The sequence below is a fragment of the Bacillus sp. FSL K6-3459 genome, from assembly GCF_038003305.1.
Classification (GTDB): domain Bacteria; phylum Bacillota; class Bacilli; order Bacillales; family Bacillaceae; genus Bacillus; species Bacillus pumilus_O.
In genome coordinates this window covers 565,496-581,266 of the sequence record NZ_JBBOOW010000001.1, presented here as the reverse complement: position 1 = coordinate 581,266, position 15,771 = coordinate 565,496, and the positions used below count along the sequence as shown (strand labels likewise).

15 protein-coding genes, 2 tRNA genes and 2 rRNA genes are annotated in these 15,771 nt (G+C 43.6%); 4 read left to right on the top strand and 15 right to left on the bottom strand.

The genetic code is table 11. The annotated features are described in order from the left end of the window. Positions 1–184: 184 nt before the first annotated feature. Both groL and groES read right to left on the bottom strand, forming a co-directional pair. Positions 185–1,819, bottom strand: a complete 1,635-nt coding sequence (gene groL, locus MHI35_RS02895; protein WP_012009082.1) for a chaperonin GroEL — start codon at positions 1,817–1,819, stop codon at positions 185–187. A 56-nt stretch (positions 1,820–1,875) separates the two neighbouring features. After that, entirely contained in the window at positions 1,876–2,160 is a 285-nt protein-coding gene (groES, locus tag MHI35_RS02890) for a co-chaperone GroES (protein ID WP_003214120.1), read from the bottom strand. Between the two features lie 230 nt (positions 2,161–2,390). On the opposite strand from groES, the gene MHI35_RS02885 reads away from it, so the two are divergent. Genes MHI35_RS02885 through MHI35_RS02875 form a run of 3 tightly spaced genes read left to right on the top strand, consistent with a single transcriptional unit; the run spans position 2,391 to position 3,999 of the window. Beyond that, positions 2,391–3,125 (top strand): CPBP family intramembrane glutamic endopeptidase, encoded by a 735-nt coding sequence (locus MHI35_RS02885; RefSeq protein WP_211063814.1) that lies wholly within the window; start codon positions 2,391–2,393, stop codon positions 3,123–3,125. Continuing rightward, positions 3,122–3,316, top strand: coding sequence for a YdiK family protein (locus tag MHI35_RS02880; protein ID WP_003213897.1), 195 nt, complete (start codon positions 3,122–3,124; stop codon positions 3,314–3,316). The genes MHI35_RS02885 and MHI35_RS02880 overlap by 4 nt, the downstream gene beginning before the upstream one ends. 56 nt (positions 3,317–3,372) lie before the next feature. Further along, positions 3,373–3,999 carry an NUDIX hydrolase gene (locus MHI35_RS02875; protein WP_335349804.1) on the top strand — a complete coding sequence of 209 codons (627 nt, stop codon included), beginning with the start codon at positions 3,373–3,375 and terminating at the stop codon, positions 3,997–3,999. A 39-nt stretch (positions 4,000–4,038) separates the two neighbouring features. Here MHI35_RS02875 and tatC read toward each other — a convergent pair whose 3' ends face one another. From tatC to moaC, 4 genes are read right to left on the bottom strand one after another with little or no spacing between them, the layout of a single operon-like run. Then, entirely contained in the window at positions 4,039–4,803 is a 765-nt protein-coding gene (tatC, locus tag MHI35_RS02870) for a twin-arginine translocase subunit TatC (protein WP_211063816.1), read from the bottom strand. 6 nt (positions 4,804–4,809) lie between these two features. Then, entirely contained in the window at positions 4,810–4,989 is a 180-nt protein-coding gene (locus MHI35_RS02865; RefSeq protein WP_003214302.1) for a twin-arginine translocase TatA/TatE family subunit, read from the bottom strand. Positions 4,990–5,016: 27 nt separating this feature from the next. Beyond that, positions 5,017–5,670 (bottom strand): redox-sensing transcriptional repressor Rex, encoded by a 654-nt coding sequence (locus MHI35_RS02860; protein ID WP_003214118.1) that lies wholly within the window; start codon positions 5,668–5,670, stop codon positions 5,017–5,019. Between the two features lie 15 nt (positions 5,671–5,685). Continuing rightward, positions 5,686–6,177: a cyclic pyranopterin monophosphate synthase MoaC gene (gene moaC / locus MHI35_RS02855; protein WP_025092758.1), complete on the bottom strand. Its 492-nt coding sequence runs from the start codon at positions 6,175–6,177 to the stop codon at positions 5,686–5,688. Between the two features lie 140 nt (positions 6,178–6,317). Here moaC and MHI35_RS02850 point away from each other — a divergent pair, with 140 nt between their 5' ends. Beyond that, positions 6,318–8,240, top strand: a complete 1,923-nt coding sequence (locus MHI35_RS02850) for an ABC-F family ATP-binding cassette domain-containing protein (RefSeq protein ID WP_335349805.1) — start codon at positions 6,318–6,320, stop codon at positions 8,238–8,240. Between the two features lie 270 nt (positions 8,241–8,510). Here the strand turns inward: MHI35_RS02850 and tsaD are convergent, their stop codons facing one another. From tsaD to MHI35_RS02805, 9 genes are all read right to left on the bottom strand, one after another. Next, the gene (tsaD, locus tag MHI35_RS02845; RefSeq protein WP_217016764.1) at positions 8,511–9,539 is read right to left on the bottom strand and encodes a tRNA (adenosine(37)-N6)-threonylcarbamoyltransferase complex transferase subunit TsaD; all 1,029 of its coding nucleotides are present in this window, start codon (positions 9,537–9,539) and stop codon (positions 8,511–8,513) included. After that, the gene (gene rimI / locus MHI35_RS02840) at positions 9,532–9,960 is read right to left on the bottom strand and encodes a ribosomal protein S18-alanine N-acetyltransferase (protein WP_003214231.1); all 429 of its coding nucleotides are present in this window, start codon (positions 9,958–9,960) and stop codon (positions 9,532–9,534) included. The genes tsaD and rimI overlap by 8 nt, the downstream gene beginning before the upstream one ends. 25 nt (positions 9,961–9,985) lie before the next feature. Continuing rightward, positions 9,986–10,675: a tRNA (adenosine(37)-N6)-threonylcarbamoyltransferase complex dimerization subunit type 1 TsaB gene (tsaB, locus tag MHI35_RS02835; protein ID WP_335349806.1), complete on the bottom strand. Its 690-nt coding sequence runs from the start codon at positions 10,673–10,675 to the stop codon at positions 9,986–9,988. Beyond that, on the bottom strand, positions 10,656–11,123 hold the full coding sequence (gene tsaE, locus MHI35_RS02830) for a tRNA (adenosine(37)-N6)-threonylcarbamoyltransferase complex ATPase subunit type 1 TsaE (RefSeq protein WP_260852492.1): 468 nt from the start codon (positions 11,121–11,123) through the stop codon (positions 10,656–10,658). The genes tsaB and tsaE overlap by 20 nt, the downstream gene beginning before the upstream one ends. A gap of 22 nt (positions 11,124–11,145) precedes the next feature. After that, positions 11,146–12,123, bottom strand: a complete 978-nt coding sequence (gene thiL, locus MHI35_RS02825) for a thiamine-phosphate kinase (protein ID WP_335349807.1) — start codon at positions 12,121–12,123, stop codon at positions 11,146–11,148. 277 nt (positions 12,124–12,400) lie between these two features. Next, positions 12,401–12,477: transfer RNA gene (locus MHI35_RS02820), tRNA-Asp, on the bottom strand. A gap of 4 nt (positions 12,478–12,481) precedes the next feature. Beyond that, a tRNA-Met gene (locus MHI35_RS02815) sits at positions 12,482–12,558 on the bottom strand. 18 nt (positions 12,559–12,576) lie between these two features. Next, a 5S ribosomal RNA gene (rrf, locus tag MHI35_RS02810) occupies positions 12,577–12,692 on the bottom strand. Positions 12,693–12,753: 61 nt separating this feature from the next. Further along, a 23S ribosomal RNA gene (locus tag MHI35_RS02805) occupies positions 12,754–15,684 on the bottom strand. Positions 15,685–15,771: the final 87 nt, after the last annotated feature.

The following is a 15,771-nucleotide window of genomic DNA, read 5'->3' as shown; positions in this document are numbered from 1 at the left end:
AAACCCATGTGATCACCGCTTTTCTTTTTAAAATCATCTCATTTCTTCATTCTAGATAAAATTCATAAAAACACTGTCTCTTATGTAAACGATTGAGAAGCGGTGAAGGTTTCAATTCATCAATATTTCTGACCAAATGAAGACAAAACAAAAACCCCTATATTTCAAGGGGTTTTCGCGGGTGTTACATCATTCCACCCATACCGCCCATGCCGCCCATATCTGGCATTCCGCCGCCTGAGCCGCCTTCTTCTGGTTTGTCAGCAACGACTGCTTCAGTTGTTAGAAGCATTGCTGCAACAGAAGCTGCGTTTTGAAGTGCAGAGCGAGTTACTTTTGTTGGGTCAACGATTCCTTTTTCGATCATGTTTACCCATTCGTTTGTTGCTGCGTTGAAGCCTACGCCAATTTCTTCGTTTTTCAAGCGCTCAACGATGACTGATCCTTCAAGACCTGCGTTGTGAGCGATTTGACGAATTGGCTCTTCAAGAGAACGTAGAACGATGTTCACACCTGTTTGAACGTCACCATCTGCTTCGATTGAAGCGACTTTTTTGTATACATTCACAAGTGCTGTACCACCACCGGAAACGATACCTTCTTCAACTGCTGCACGAGTTGAGTTGAGTGCATCCTCGATGCGTAGTTTACGCTCTTTTAGTTCTGTTTCAGTTGCAGCACCAACTTTGATGACAGCGACGCCACCAGCTAGTTTAGCAAGACGTTCTTGTAATTTTTCTTTATCGAATTCAGAAGTTGTTTCTTCAACTTGTGCACGGATTTGGTTCACACGTGCTGCGATTTGAGCAGAATCTCCTGAGCCTTCTACGATAGTTGTGTTTTCTTTTGTCACAACGACTTTAGACGCGCGGCCAAGCTGACCGATTTCAGTTGATTTTAGGTCAAGTCCTAGGTCTTCTGTGATTAACTCTCCGCCAGTTAGAACAGAGATGTCCTCAAGCATAGCTTTACGACGATCACCGAATCCAGGTGCTTTTACTGCCACTGCGTTGAATGTTCCACGAAGTTTGTTCACAACAAGAGTTGCAAGTGCTTCGCCTTCTACATCTTCAGCAATGAGCAATAATGGTTTTCCTTGTTGTACAACTTGCTCAAGTACTGGAAGGATTTCTTGAATGTTTGTGATCTTTTTATCAGTGATTAAGATGTAAGGATTTTCAAGAACCGCTTCCATCTTATCAGAATCCGTCACCATATATGGTGAAGCATATCCGCGGTCAAACTGCATTCCTTCAACCACTTCAAGCTCAGTTGTGAATCCTTTAGATTCTTCGATTGTGATCACGCCGTCGTTACCTACACGCTCCATTGCTTCAGCGATTAGGCTTCCAACTTCTTCATCTGCTGCAGAAATAGACGCAACTTGAGCAATTGATTCTTTGCCTTCGATTGGTTTAGAAATCTCGTGCAAGCCTTCAAGAGCTACTTTTACTGCTTCTTCGATCCCTTTACGAACGCCAACAGGGTTTGCACCAGCTGTTACGTTTTTAAGACCTTCTCGGATCATCGCTTGAGCTAGAACTGTTGCAGTCGTTGTACCGTCACCAGCTACGTCGTTTGTTTTGCTTGCAACTTCAGCCACAAGTTTTGCACCCATGTTTTCAAATGCATCTTCTAATTCGATTTCTTTTGCAATCGTTACACCATCGTTTGTGATAAGTGGAGAACCGAATTTTTTCTCTAGAACTACGTTACGTCCTTTAGGTCCTAAAGTGACTTTTACAGCATCTGCAAGTGCATCTACACCACGTAACATTGCGCGACGTGCTTCTTCACTGAACTTAATATCTTTTGCCATAATAACGAAACCTCCTCAGTCTTTTTAAAAATTTATTTCAAAGTTTTTTTATGTGATTAACCAATAACAGCTAAAATGTCGCTCTCACGAAGGATTAAATATTCTTTGCCTTCATATTTCACTTCAGTGCCTGCATATTTTGAGAAGATAATGCGGTCGCCTGTGTTTACTTCTAACGCAACGCGCTCACCACTTTCAAGTACACGACCTGAACCTGCTGCAACAATTTTACCTTCTTGCGGTTTTTCTTTTGCAGAATCCGGTAACACAATACCGCTAGCGGTTTTTTCCTCAGATTCAACGAGTTCAATGATTACGCGATCGCCTAATGGCTTTAACATAAGAAACAACCTCCTCAATTTTTATATGTAGTCTTTTTTTAGCACTCATCACCAGTGAGTGCTAACACATTTATTATAATAAAGAATGTCTTCTGCAATTTCAAGTAAAAACCTTTAAAAATTTTTACGCTTTCATGATCTTTTTTCAACTCAAATTCTTTCCTTTTCATCGAAAAAGAAGACTTGTGTTACAATAAATCTAGTTCTTTTAGTAAAGGGGTTTTCGTTACTTGAAAAAACAATATTGGTACATCATCTTAACGTATATATTGGTGCAGCTTTCTGCGTTTCCGTATGTGTTCATCATGAAATGGTTAGGCTACATTCAGACACCGATGACACAAGCAGAGCTCTCTAAATTGTCAGGTACATGGACAATCATTAGTTTCTGTGTCGGATTAATCATTATTCTGCTCATTCTTCGGACTGTGCCAAAAGCTTCACTTCGAAATGAAGCACCGGCTTCAGTCGGCACGGCAATCGTTTGGATCATTGTCGGTTTCTTTCTTTCACTCTTTGCACAATCAATTGCGGGGGCGATTGAACAATATGCATTTGGCATTGGCAGAGAATCTGAAAATACTCAAAACATCTTATCCATTATGGATGCAGTTCCATGGCTTGTGATCGTCATCGCCCTGATTGGACCGATATTAGAGGAAATCATTTTTCGAAAAATCATCTTTGGTGTGGTTTATGAAAAAACGAATTTTTTCATTGGAGCACTTGTCAGTTCAGTGGTTTTCGCTGCTGTACACAATGATTTCCCCCATATCTTGCTCTATACCGCAATGGGCTTTACCTTTGCCTTTTTATATGCGAAAACAAAACGAATCATTGTGCCAATCGGTGCTCATATGCTGATGAATTCGCTCGTCATTCTTGTGCAGATTGAGCCAATAAGAAAAATGATTGAAGAACAATCTCAAACAATGCAAATGATTATTGGAGGCTTTTTCTCATGAGAAACCCTGTTGTATGGGGCATCATTTATTTTGCCGTAGGTGTGGCTTTCACCTATATGGCCATTCAAAATCCAGGTGACATGTGGTCATTTTACAGCATTTTGCTGATGGTGTTTGCGGCCTATAATATCAATATCGCACTTAAAATGTTTGCCTTCTCTGTCAAACTCAAAAAACAGCAGCAAAAATAAATCAAAAACCATTTTCCGCACGTGGAAAATGGTTTTTTTATGGAGGACAAGTTTTCATGGAACAGGAAAAACTGAACATCTTAAATGAGCAGCATGAAACGATTGGAGTCGCTGCCCGATCAGATATCCACGCCCAAGGCCTTTGGCATGAAACCTTTCACTTCTGGCTTCTTAAAAAGGAACATGACATTATGTATCTCTATTTTCAGCTAAGAAGTCCTGCAAAAAAGGATTTTCCTTTTCTGTTTGATATCACCGCAGCAGGTCATCTTCTTGCAAATGAACAGCCTTTTGACGGTGTGAGAGAGGTAGAAGAAGAGCTTGGTCTTACTATCCCTTTTGAAGATCTAGCCTTTGCAGGTGTTATACAGGATGAAATCCAGCTACCCAATTTTACTGATCGAGAATTTTGCCATGTCTATCTTTACGTTCATCCAAAAGAACAGATGAACATTCAATTACAAAAAGAAGAAGTCGCTGGACTTTACAAAGCAAAGCTAATAGATGCACAGCAGCTATTCACTAGAAAAATTGACAACATGCAGCTGGAGGGCTTTGAAGTTGATGAAGCCGGAGAACGACGTAAGGAAAGCAAAATAGTCTGTGTACAAGATTTTGTCCCGCATGAACCCGCCTATTATGAGTATCTATTCCAAGCAATCAATCAATTCCTGTCAAAATAGAAAAAGCATCGTGACCCTTATTCGGATCACGATGCTTTTTTATGAGACAACATCATTTTCTTTCTCCTCTGTCTCTGTTTGCTGCATTTTGCGATAGGTCACTCTTGAAATGACAATACTCACTTCGTACAAAACGAGCATTGGCAAGGTGACCATGAGGTGAGAAACAAGCTCTGGCGGTGTAATGAGTGCGGCAATGACAAGGAGGACAAAATAGGCATACTTCCGTATTTTTGATAAAAACATCGGTGTGATGATGCCAAGTCTTGTGAGAAACATCAACACAACGGGCATCTGAAACAAAAAGCCAAATGGAAGTGTTAACTGCATCAGAAATGTAAAATACTCATGAATCCCAATGACTTGCTCTACATTTAAATCATTCGACATCCGTATCATAAAATCAACGACAAACGGAAACAAAATAAAATAAGAGAAAGCCACACCGCTCAAAAATAAAAGCAGTGCAATCGGAATATAAGCAAGTGTCACCTTTCTTTCTTTATCATATAAGCCTGGGCTCACAAATGCCCATAGCTGATATAAAATCACGGGACACGTCAAAACCAAAGCAATGACAAATGCGAACTGCATAAACACGTACAGCGGATCTGTGAGCTTAAATGCATTCAGTGTCAGTGTGGCCGCTTCATCGGTATTTTGTAAATACACAATGACTGGCTTAGCAAGAAAAAAACCAGCCACCATAAAAGCGACAAAAAACATCGCAATGATCACTAAACGTTTTCGCAGTTCCACAATATGCTCCATAAGCGGCATATCTTTGACATTCATGAAGCTCATCCTATTCTACTGATCTTCTTTTTTCTTTTTTTCTTCCTGATCATCAGCTAAACCCTTTGTGGCATTTTTGAATTCACGTAATGTATCTCCTGCTGCTCTTCCTAATTCAGGAAGCTTTTTCGGCCCAAAAATAATGAGCGCAACAATCGCAATCAGAACCAAACTTCCAGGACCGATCGGACCCATTTGCTCCACCCCCTTTACCCCTTTTCGTCAATCCTCCTGTGTAACAGAGTAATGCTTTAAGAAATACACAAGTGACTGAAGTTCAACCGCCAAATCTATATGATGAATTCGAATGTGTTCCGGCACATTCAATCGAGCCGGCGTAAAATTAAGGATTCCTTTGATGCCAAGGGCAATCAAACGATCTGTAATGGGTTGAGCTGCTACGGCAGGTACTGTCAAAATGGCTACAGGAATATCTCCTACCTCTTGAACATGCTCTTCAAGCTTATCCAAATCATAGACAGGCACGCCGCCTATCTCACTTCCTATTTTACTCTCATTGACGTCAAAAGCCATTGAAATTTTTGTATTATTATTTTTGATGAAATTATAGTGTAAAAAAGCAGTCCCTAAATTCCCGACACCGATGAGCATGACATTGGTCATTTCATCTTGGTCAAGTGTCTTTCTGAAGAAGGTCAAAAGGTAATCGACATTATAGCCATACCCCTTTTTGCCAAGTGCACCAAAGTATGAAAAATCTCGGCGAATAGTAGCAGAATCCACTTTGACTGCATCACTAAGCTCTGCCGATGACACCCTTTGTTTTCCTGATGCATGCAGATTTTTTAAAAAACGGTAATATAGCGGCAAACGTTTGGCTGTCGCTTGTGGAATTTTTGACTGATCTATATTCATATAAGGTCCTCCAACTTAAATATCAGATGCTCTGTGAAAATCACCGTTTTTCCCGCCTGTCTTTTCAATTAAATAGGTAGGACCGATGATCATGCCTTTGTCAATCGCTTTACACATGTCGTAAACGGTCAGTGCACATACTGAAGCAGAGGTGAGCGCTTCCATCTCCACACCCGTACTTCCTTTTGTTTTCACCTGTACTTGTATGTTCAGAATGTGCGCATTTCCGTCTTCCTCCCAATCAAAGGAGATATCCACTCCTTTTAATGCAAGCGGATGACACATTGGAATAATGGTAGATGTTTGCTTTGCTGCCATGATGCCAGCAACCTGTGCAACCGACAGCACATCCCCTTTTCCAATTTCACGTTGCTCTATTTTATGAAACACTTCTTTTATCATACGAACACTTGAAACAGCAACGGCGGTTCTCACGGTAGACGATTTGTCACTGATGTCGACCATCTTTGCTCTTCCCTGTTCGTTAAAGTGGCTAAATTGACTCATCTTTTTCAACGCTCCCTCACTCAAATGATACACTATTTTTTCCTATCTGTCTTTCATTTGAATATGGCGATTGTATGTAACATTTGCCGGTTTACTGCTGATAAGCTACACTTAACATATTATAGCAGAGGTGAAGTTACATGATGATTCTACAAGTGAATCAGCTGTCCAAATCGTTTGGTGCTGATACCGTTTTAACGAATATAAAATTGGAAGTGAAAGCAAGGGACCGGATTGCCATTGTAGGTCGTAACGGCGCAGGCAAATCCACCCTTTTGAAAATCATTGCCGGTCAATTGTCTTACGAGCAAGGTGAGATTATCAAACCGAAAGACCTATCAATCGGCTATTTAGCACAGCATACCGATGTGACGTCTACTCGTACGTTAAAAGACGAATTATTATCGGTTTTTGATCATTTGAAAAAGATGGAACAAGAGATGAGAACCATCGAGGAGAAAATGGCTTCTTCCACAGGTGCTGAGCTGGATTCCCTCATGAAAACCTACGACAGGCTACAGCAGGAATTTAAAGATCAAGGCGGCTATCAATACGAAGCAAATGTCCGCTCCATTCTTCATGGGCTCGGCTTTAGTCACTTTGAAGATGAGACAACCGTTCAATCCTTAAGCGGCGGTCAGAAAACCCGTCTAGCACTTGGAAAGCTCTTATTAATGAGACCGGAGCTCTTAATTCTGGACGAGCCGACCAACCATTTAGATATTGATACCTTATCATGGCTGGAGCAGTATTTGCAAAATTATACAGGCGCTATTCTGATCGTGTCCCATGACCGCTACTTCTTAGACAAAGTGGTGAATCATGTATATGAAGTTTCAAGAACGGCTATGAAAAAGTTTGCAGGCAACTATAGTAAGTATCTTGATCTGAAAGCTGAGCAGCTAGAGCGTGATATGAAGCTTTACGAAAAGCAACAAGAAGAAATCTCAAAGCTTCAAGATTTCGTAGATCGCAATCTAGCAAGAGCCTCAACCACAAAGCGCGCTCAGAGCAGACGCAAGCAGCTGGAACGAATGGATCGTTTAGATAAACCATTAGGTGATGAAAAATCCGCAAACTTTCATTTTGATATTACGAGACAAAGCGGCAATGATGTGCTGAAGGTACATGATCTCGATATTCGTTATGATGAAAAAACACCGCTTCTATCCTCTCTTTCTTTTCAGATCAAACGCGAGGATAGCGTGGCACTCATTGGTCCTAATGGGATCGGGAAATCAACCCTTTTAAAAACGTTAACGAACACATTAAAGCCTGTAAAAGGCGACATCACCTTTGGATCTCATGTCACGATCGGCTACTATGACCAGGAACAAGCCAAACTGACATCCTCCAAAAAAGTGCTCAATGAGCTTTGGGATGACTATCCTCATATGAATGAAAAAGACATTCGGACATGTTTAGGGAATTTCCTCTTTTCCGGTGACGACGTCTTAAAGCCCGTTCATGCATTAAGCGGTGGAGAAAAAGCACGCCTTGCCCTGGCAAAGCTAATGCTCCAAAAAGCCAATTTCCTAATACTTGATGAGCCTACGAACCATTTGGACTTAGATAGTAAGGAAATTTTAGAAAATGCGCTGATTGATTATCCAGGAACCATCTTATTTGTCTCGCATGACCGTTATTTTATCAACCGTCTGGCAACGAAAGTATTCGAGCTGTCACCAACAGAAACAAAAGAGTATCTCGGTGATTATGACTACTATCTTGAAAAGAAAAATGAACAATTAGAGCTTGATGCGATTCAAGAAAATGAGGCGCTTAAAAAACAAGCAGCAAAGCCAGTTGAAACAGCAAAGCTTTCTTATGCGGAAGAAAAAGAACTGAAAAAGAAAGAAAGACAAAAGCAGCGCAGAATCGAGGAAATTGAAGAACGGATTGCTGTCATTGAAGCGAAGCTTGGTGAAAATGAAGAACTTCTATGTGATCCTGCTATTTTTCAAGATCACGAGAAGGTCCAAAACATTCAAACAGAAAATGATACACTTCATCAAGAGCTTGAATCCCTTTTCGCAGAGTGGGAAGAGCTATCCGAATCTTAAAGGGTGCCCTAACGGGTGCTCTTTTTTCTTTTAGTAGAGATTTCTTATCCACATTAGTATCCACAACAACTTCTTTATTATTCTTTTAAAAAATGGACTTATCCACTTTATCCACAGATATTTAATCACATATCCACATAAAAGATCGCATTTATGCACATCCACATCATTTTATAACTAAATTTTCTAACAATTGTGGATATATCGCGTTTATTTGTGAATAAATCGCTTTCATAAAAAATGAAAAAACCTGTGTATCCACAGGCGTTTTCATTCATATGAGACAAGTGGTAAACCCGGCTGGCCATTCATCGCCATATCGCCTCTTATTCCTCTTTCAAACGCAATGGTTCCAGCAGCAGCGATCATGGCTGCATTGTCTGTGCAAAGAGATAACGGAGGAACAATGACCTTCACGTCAGGAAGCTTTGTGAATGCTGTCGTTAAGGCTTCTCTCAGCCCTTTATTGGCAGCGACGCCACCAGCTAGGACAACCTGCTTGACGCCATAGGCCTCTGCCGCTTTTAATGTTTTTCCAACGAGCACCTCAATGACACTTGCTTGAAAACTTGCTGCCAAATTCTCTGGAGCAATTGTTTCACCTTTTTGAGAGGCATTGTGTAGTGTGTTAATAACAGCTGATTTTAATCCACTAAAGCTAAAGTGATAAGAACCTTCTTCAAGCCATGCACGCGGAAGCTTAATCGTTGGCTCTCCTTCATGTGCTAACCGATCAATATGAGGTCCGCCTGGATACGGGAGACCCATCGTCCGGGCCACTTTATCGTAAGCTTCTCCAGCCGCATCATCCAATGTTTCTCCGATTACCTCAAATGATCCATGTTCTTTCATTAGTACAAGCTCAGTATGTCCTCCAGAAACAACAAGAGCCAAGCACGGAAACTGTAATTCATCTACAAGTTGGTTGGCATAAATATGCCCCGCAATATGATGTACACCAACAAGAGGAATTTGATGAGCAAAGCTCAGTGCCTTGGCTGCATTGACACCAATCAGAAGGGCACCAACTAAGCCTGGACCTTCAGTGACAGCAATAGCATCTAAATCCTGAAAGCTCATATTAGCCTTTGCCATCACTTCTTCTAACACGATGGTCACTTGCTCCACGTGATGCCTTGAAGCGATTTCTGGGACAACTCCGCCAAATCGTTTATGGCTTTCTATTTGCGACGCGACCACATTCGCTACAATTTCTTTCCCATTTTTCACAATTGATGCAGCTGTTTCATCACAGCTAGTCTCTATACCTAATATGAATCGATCTGTTTGTTCACTCATTTATATTCACCCACATGACCAATGCATCTTCCCCATTATCCGTATAATAATTCTTTCGAATAGAAGCTGGTCTGAAACCAAGCTTTTCATAAAGGGATTGTGCAGGTGTATTTGAAACCCGCACCTCTAAAGAAAGATGATCTGTCTTTTTTTCTTTACAAAATTCCATTACATATCGTAGCAATGCTTCCCCGTAACCCTTTCCTCTATGCTCAGGGAGAATTGCAATGTTCGTAATTTGTGCATCATCCATGACGATCCAGACTCCGCAATACCCAACAGGTTGCTCATCTTCTTCAATGAGAAAATAATGGCTGTACTGGTTATGAAGAATCTCATAGACAAATGATTCTTTTTTCCAAGGGGCAGTAAACGAATGCACTTCAATCGTATACACCTCTGGAATGTCCGCTACCGTCATTTTTCGAATCTCTGTTATGTTGAGATTATTTTTGTCCTTCAAGCCATTTCACTTCCGCTTCTGCCATACGAATATAGTTAGGAACAAGCTGGTGGACATCTTCAGCAGGACGATCTGCCCCTAAAAACGCAAGCATTGAAGGTCTTGGGTTATGAAAAGCTCCCTCTGCGATCACAGCCATTTCTCCTAAAATGGGGCGAATGCTCTCTTCATGAAGATGCACATCCTGTCCAAGGAATAGGACAGGCTTTCTTGTCTGTTTCAGTTCATGAAGCCAATCCGTGAGCAAGATATTTTGGTCTTGTTTGATCTCTTGGATCTTTTCTTCTTCAAACATATATAGCCCAGTATAAACTTGTCCTCTTCTCGCATCAAATAGGGGTGAGATCCATCCATCAAAGTATTGACCATTTGCCGCAAGTGTTTCTAAACTCGAAACAGCCGATATCGGGATAGACAGCGTCCATGCGAGTGTTTTTGCAATGGTCACACCGATTCGAACGCCAGTATAGGAACCAGGTCCTTTTGCTACAACAATTTTACTTAGTTCACTTGGCGCTACATCACATTCTTTCATCAATGCCTCAACAGTCGGCATCGCTCGAACGGAATGGTTCTTTTTTAAATACGTAATACTCTCACCGATCACTGTCGAATCTTTGACAAGGGCAATTCCTAGTGTATGATTTGACGTATCAATTGCCAGTATGGTCAAATTCTTTCATCTCCTTACAAAGGGTTTCATAGCGTTCCCCTTTTGCACTAAACGTGAGATGACGTTCTTCTTCACGTTCTGTTCTTAGCATTTCTATTTTTAAATAGGAGGAAGGTAATTGAGGTCCAATGAGATGTGCCCACTCAACCAAGCATACACCCTCGCCCTCAAAATATTCTTCAAGACCGATATCTTCTTCCGCATCTTCCATGCGGTACACATCCATATGATAAAGTGGCAGTCTGCCATCGGTATATTCTTTAATAATCGTAAAGGTAGGGCTGTTGACGATACGGGTAATCCCTAAGCCTTCTGCAAAACCTTTTGAAAAAGTCGTTTTGCCTGCGCCTAAATCCCCTTCTAATGTCAAAACATCACCCGGCATCACAAGTTTGGCCAAAGCAGCGGCAATTCGTTTCGTCTCATCCGCACCTTTTGTCGTCCACATTAATTTCACAGTGGATGTCACCTCATTTCTTAAAATGATTATATCCGTTTTTCAATAACATTGTTTGCTGTTCATTGTCTTTTAATAGAACGCTTGCTGCTTGATCACCTTTGACTTGACCAATGCGTTTGACTTGAATGTCTTTTTTTCTACATTGCAATTCAAAGCTATCCCAATCAGCCTCTGGAATCGTACCAGCTAATACAAAGTCTTCCCCGCCAAATAACACCCATTCCAGCCAGTCTTTACGCAGCATGGGTAAATCTGAATGTATGGGGAGCTTATTTGTTTCTATCTCTATCGTCACATGACTCGCTTCGGCTATCTCATTCAGCTCACTCGCTATTCCATCACTCACATCATTCAAGGTGACCCGCGGGAAACTTGAGCAAATAAGACCAGCAGCAATGTGAGGCTGAGGCTTTTTATGACGTTCAAGAAAAAAGGCTGTGTCCACTGCCTTGGGAGAGTCTACTTCGTTCATTAAAAGTGATAAGCCCGCAGCGGATGAACCAAGCTCACCAGTAACAAAGACGATATCTCCTGTCTGAGCACTGTGTCGATAACAAGCTTTCCCCCTTGGTACCTCGCCAATGACTGTCACTGTAATGACAAAGTCACTGCGAGTGGCAACCGTATCTCCACCAATCAAATCCATTTGATAAGTATCAGCCAATGCTTTCATTCCCTCGTAAAGAGCTGACACCACCGTCTCATCACCATGAGGCGGGATTGCAATTGATACAAGATAATACTTTGGGGTTCCTCCCATTGCGGCGATATCACTGACATTGACCGCTAGTGCTTTAAAGCCAATCTCAAAAGGTGTGGAAAAATCAAAGCGAAAATGAACATGCTCCACCATTGTATCAACACAAACGACCTCTTCACAATGTGAATGAGGTTGATAAACACTTGCATCATCACCGATGCCCATAATCAAAGAACGCTGATGTGTTTCTTTTGGTGTAATTCGGCGAATAAGATCAAATTCATCCATAAAAAGACAGCCCCTTCATGCAATCAAATGATTGAGTAGACACAATGTCAGACATAGTTAGTATTAGTGTAAGCCAATATGAGTTTCAGTTCCAATGGAAAATGATATAAAGAAAGCCTGGTATGAAAAAACCAGGCTGGGTTGAAGTGATCTATCTTTTCTTTTTACATAACATGTAGCCAAACACAAAGCCATTTAATATATCTTGGATACATATGAAAAGAAAAAGACATAAAAAAAAACGAAACTATACGTTTTCGTTTACAAGTCATAAAAATGGCGGTCCGGACGGGACTCGAACCCGCGACCTCCTGCGTGACAGGCAGGCATTCTAACCAACTGAACTACCGGACCAATTTGGTTGCGGGGGCAGGATTTGAACCTGCGACCTTCGGGTTATGAGCCCGACGAGCTACCGAACTGCTCCACCCCGCGACGATATAAATATAACAAGCTTGGCGGCGTCCTACTCTCACAGGGGGAGACCCCCAACTACCATCGGCGCTGAAGAGCTTAACTTCCGTGTTCGGTATGGGAACGGGTGTGACCTCTTCGCTATCGCCACCAAACCTGATGGAGAGAATGTTCTCTCAAAACTAGATAACAATGTTCAAACTTCACAATAGAATATAGGTTAAGTCCTCGATCTATTAGTATCTGTCAGCTCCACGTGTCACCACGCTTCCACCTCAGACCTATCAACCTGATCATCTTTCAGGGATCTTACTTCCTTGCGGAATGGGAAATCTCATCTTGAGGGGGGCTTCATGCTTAGATGCTTTCAGCACTTATCCCGTCCGCACATAGCTACCCAGCGATGCCCTTGGCAGAACAACTGGTACACCAGCGGTGCGTCCATCCCGGTCCTCTCGTACTAAGGACAGCTCCTCTCAAATTTCCTGCGCCCGCGACGGATAGGGACCGAACTGTCTCACGACGTTCTGAACCCAGCTCGCGTACCGCTTTAATGGGCGAACAGCCCAACCCTTGGGACCGACTACAGCCCCAGGATGCGATGAGCCGACATCGAGGTGCCAAACCTCCCCGTCGATGTGGACTCTTGGGGGAGATAAGCCTGTTATCCCCGGGGTAGCTTTTATCCGTTGAGCGATGGCCCTTCCATGCGGAACCACCGGATCACTAAGCCCGACTTTCGTCCCTGCTCGACTTGTAGGTCTCGCAGTCAAGCTCCCTTGTGCCTTTACACTCTGCGAATGATTTCCAACCATTCTGAGGGAACCTTTGGGCGCCTCCGTTACATTTTAGGAGGCGACCGCCCCAGTCAAACTGCCCACCTGACACTGTCTCCCTGCCCGATAAGGGCAGCGGGTTAGAAGGTCAATACAGCCAGGGTAGTATCCCACCGATGCCTCCACCGAAGCTAGCGCTCCGGTTTCCAAGGCTCCTACCTATCCTGTACAAGCTGTACCAACATTCAATATCAGGCTGCAGTAAAGCTCCACGGGGTCTTTCCGTCCTGTCGCGGGTAACCTGCATCTTCACAGGTACTATAATTTCACCGAGTCTCTCGTTGAGACAGTGCCCAGATCGTTGCGCCTTTCGTGCGGGTCGGAACTTACCCGACAAGGAATTTCGCTACCTTAGGACCGTTATAGTTACGGCCGCCGTTTACTGGGGCTTCAATTCGCACCTTCGCTTACGCTAAGCGCTCCTCTTAACCTTCCAGCACCGGGCAGGCGTCAGCCCCTATACTTCGCCTTACGGCTTCGCAGAGACCTGTGTTTTTGCTAAACAGTCGCCTGGGCCTATTCACTGCGGCTTCTCGGGGCTTTAACACCCTAAGAAGCACCCCTTCTCCCGAAGTTACGGGGTCATTTTGCCGAGTTCCTTAACGAGAGTTCTCTCGATCACCTTAGGATTCTCTCCTCGCCTACCTGTGTCGGTTTGCGGTACGGGCACCTCTCACCTCGCTAGAGGCTTTTCTTGGCAGTGTGGAATCAGGAACTTCGCTACTAAATTTCGCTCGCCATCACAGCTCAGCCTTCACGGGAAACGGATTTGCCTATTTCCCAGCCTAACTGCTTGGACGCGGATATCCAATACCGCGCTTACCCTATCCTCCTGCGTCCCCCCATTGCTCAAATGGTGAGGAGGTGGTACAGGAATATCAACCTGTTGTCCATCGCCTACGCCTTTCGGCCTCGGCTTAGGTCCCGACTAACCCTGAGCGGACGAGCCTTCCTCAGGAAACCTTAGGCATTCGGTGGACGGGATTCTCACCCGTCTTTCGCTACTCATACCGGCATTCTCACTTCTAAGCGCTCCACCAGTCCTTCCGGTCTGACTTCACAGCACTTAGAACGCTCTCCTACCACTGTTCGTTAGAACAGTCCGCAGCTTCGGTGATACGTTTAGCCCCGGTACATTTTCGGCGCAGAGTCACTCGACCAGTGAGCTATTACGCACTCTTTAAATGGTGGCTGCTTCTAAGCCAACATCCTGGTTGTCTAAGCAACTCCACATCCTTTTCCACTTAACGTATACTTTGGGACCTTAGCTGGCGGTCTGGGCTGTTTCCCTTTCGACTACGGATCTTATCACTCGCAGTCTGACTCCCAAGGATAAGTCATCGGCATTCGGAGTTTGACTGAATTCGGTAACCCGGTAGGGGCCCCTAGTCCAATCAGTGCTCTACCTCCGAGACTCTTACCTTGAGGCTAGCCCTAAAGCTATTTCGGAGAGAACCAGCTATCTCCAGGTTCGATTGGCATTTCACCCCTACCCACACCTCATCCCCGCACTTTTCAACGTGCGTGGGTTCGGGCCTCCATTCAGTGTTACCTGAACTTCACCCTGGACATGGGTAGATCACCTGGTTTCGGGTCTACGACCACGTACTCATGCGCCCTATTCAGACTCGCTTTCGCTGCGGCTCCGCATCTTCTGCTTAACCTTGCACGGGATCGTAACTCGCCGGTTCATTCTACAAAAGGCACGCCATCACCCTTTAACGGGCTCTGACTACTTGTAGGCACACGGTTTCAGGATCTATTTCACTCCCCTTCCGGGGTGCTTTTCACCTTTCCCTCACGGTACTGGTTCACTATCGGTCACTAGGGAGTATTTAGCCTTGGGAGATGGTCCTCCCGGATTCCGACGGAATTTCACGTGTTCCGCCGTACTCAGGATCCACTCTGGAGAGAACAACATTTCAGTTACAGGGCTGTTACCTTCTTTGGCGGGCCTTTCCAGACCTCTTCGCTTATATCGTTCCTTTGTAACTCCGTATAGAGTGTCCTACAACCCCAAGAGGCAAGCCTCTTGGTTTGGGCTGTTCCCGTTTCGCTCGCCGCTACTCAGGGAATCGCATTTGCTTTCTCTTCCTCCGGGTACTTAGATGTTTCAGTTCCCCGGGTATGCCTTCTCATACTCTATGTATTCAAGTATGGATACTACTCCATTACGAGCAGTGGGTTTCCCCATTCGGAAATCTCCGGATCAAAGCTTGCTTACAGCTCCCCGAAGCATATCGGTGTTCGTCCCGTCCTTCATCGGCTCCTAGTGCCAAGGCATCCACCGTGCGCCCTTTCTAACTTAACCATTTCTTACTTTAGAAAGAATCACTATGTGTGATGAACTTTGCATTGCATTCAATGTGAATGTATTACTTATTGTTATCTAGTTTTC

Excerpts from the sequence above, each read along its gene's own strand:
- groL (WP_012009082.1), bottom strand. The coding sequence starts at position 1,819 with ATGGCAAAAGATATTAAGTTCAGTGAAGAAGCACGTCGCGCAATGTTA.
- rimI (WP_003214231.1), bottom strand. The coding sequence starts at position 9,960 with ATGACGGTAGCGGACATTCCAGAGGTGTATACGATTGAAGTGCATTCG.
- MHI35_RS02850 (WP_335349805.1), top strand. The coding sequence starts at position 6,318 with ATGATGATTCTACAAGTGAATCAGCTGTCCAAATCGTTTGGTGCTGAT.
- tsaD (WP_217016764.1), bottom strand. The coding sequence starts at position 9,539 with ATGAGTGAACAAACAGATCGATTCATATTAGGTATAGAGACTAGCTGT.
- MHI35_RS02865 (WP_003214302.1), bottom strand. The coding sequence starts at position 4,989 with ATGGGTCCGATCGGTCCTGGAAGTTTGGTTCTGATTGCGATTGTTGCG.
- MHI35_RS02880 (WP_003213897.1), top strand. The coding sequence starts at position 3,122 with ATGAGAAACCCTGTTGTATGGGGCATCATTTATTTTGCCGTAGGTGTG.
- MHI35_RS02860 (WP_003214118.1), bottom strand. The coding sequence starts at position 5,670 with ATGAATATAGATCAGTCAAAAATTCCACAAGCGACAGCCAAACGTTTG.
- groES (WP_003214120.1), bottom strand. The coding sequence starts at position 2,160 with ATGTTAAAGCCATTAGGCGATCGCGTAATCATTGAACTCGTTGAATCT.
- moaC (WP_025092758.1), bottom strand. The coding sequence starts at position 6,177 with ATGAGTCAATTTAGCCACTTTAACGAACAGGGAAGAGCAAAGATGGTC.
- MHI35_RS02875 (WP_335349804.1), top strand. The coding sequence starts at position 3,373 with ATGGAACAGGAAAAACTGAACATCTTAAATGAGCAGCATGAAACGATT.
- tatC (WP_211063816.1), bottom strand. The coding sequence starts at position 4,803 with ATGAGCTTCATGAATGTCAAAGATATGCCGCTTATGGAGCATATTGTG.
- tsaE (WP_260852492.1), bottom strand. The coding sequence starts at position 11,123 with ATGTGGACGACAAAAGGTGCGGATGAGACGAAACGAATTGCCGCTGCT.
- thiL (WP_335349807.1), bottom strand. The coding sequence starts at position 12,123 with ATGGATGAATTTGATCTTATTCGCCGAATTACACCAAAAGAAACACAT.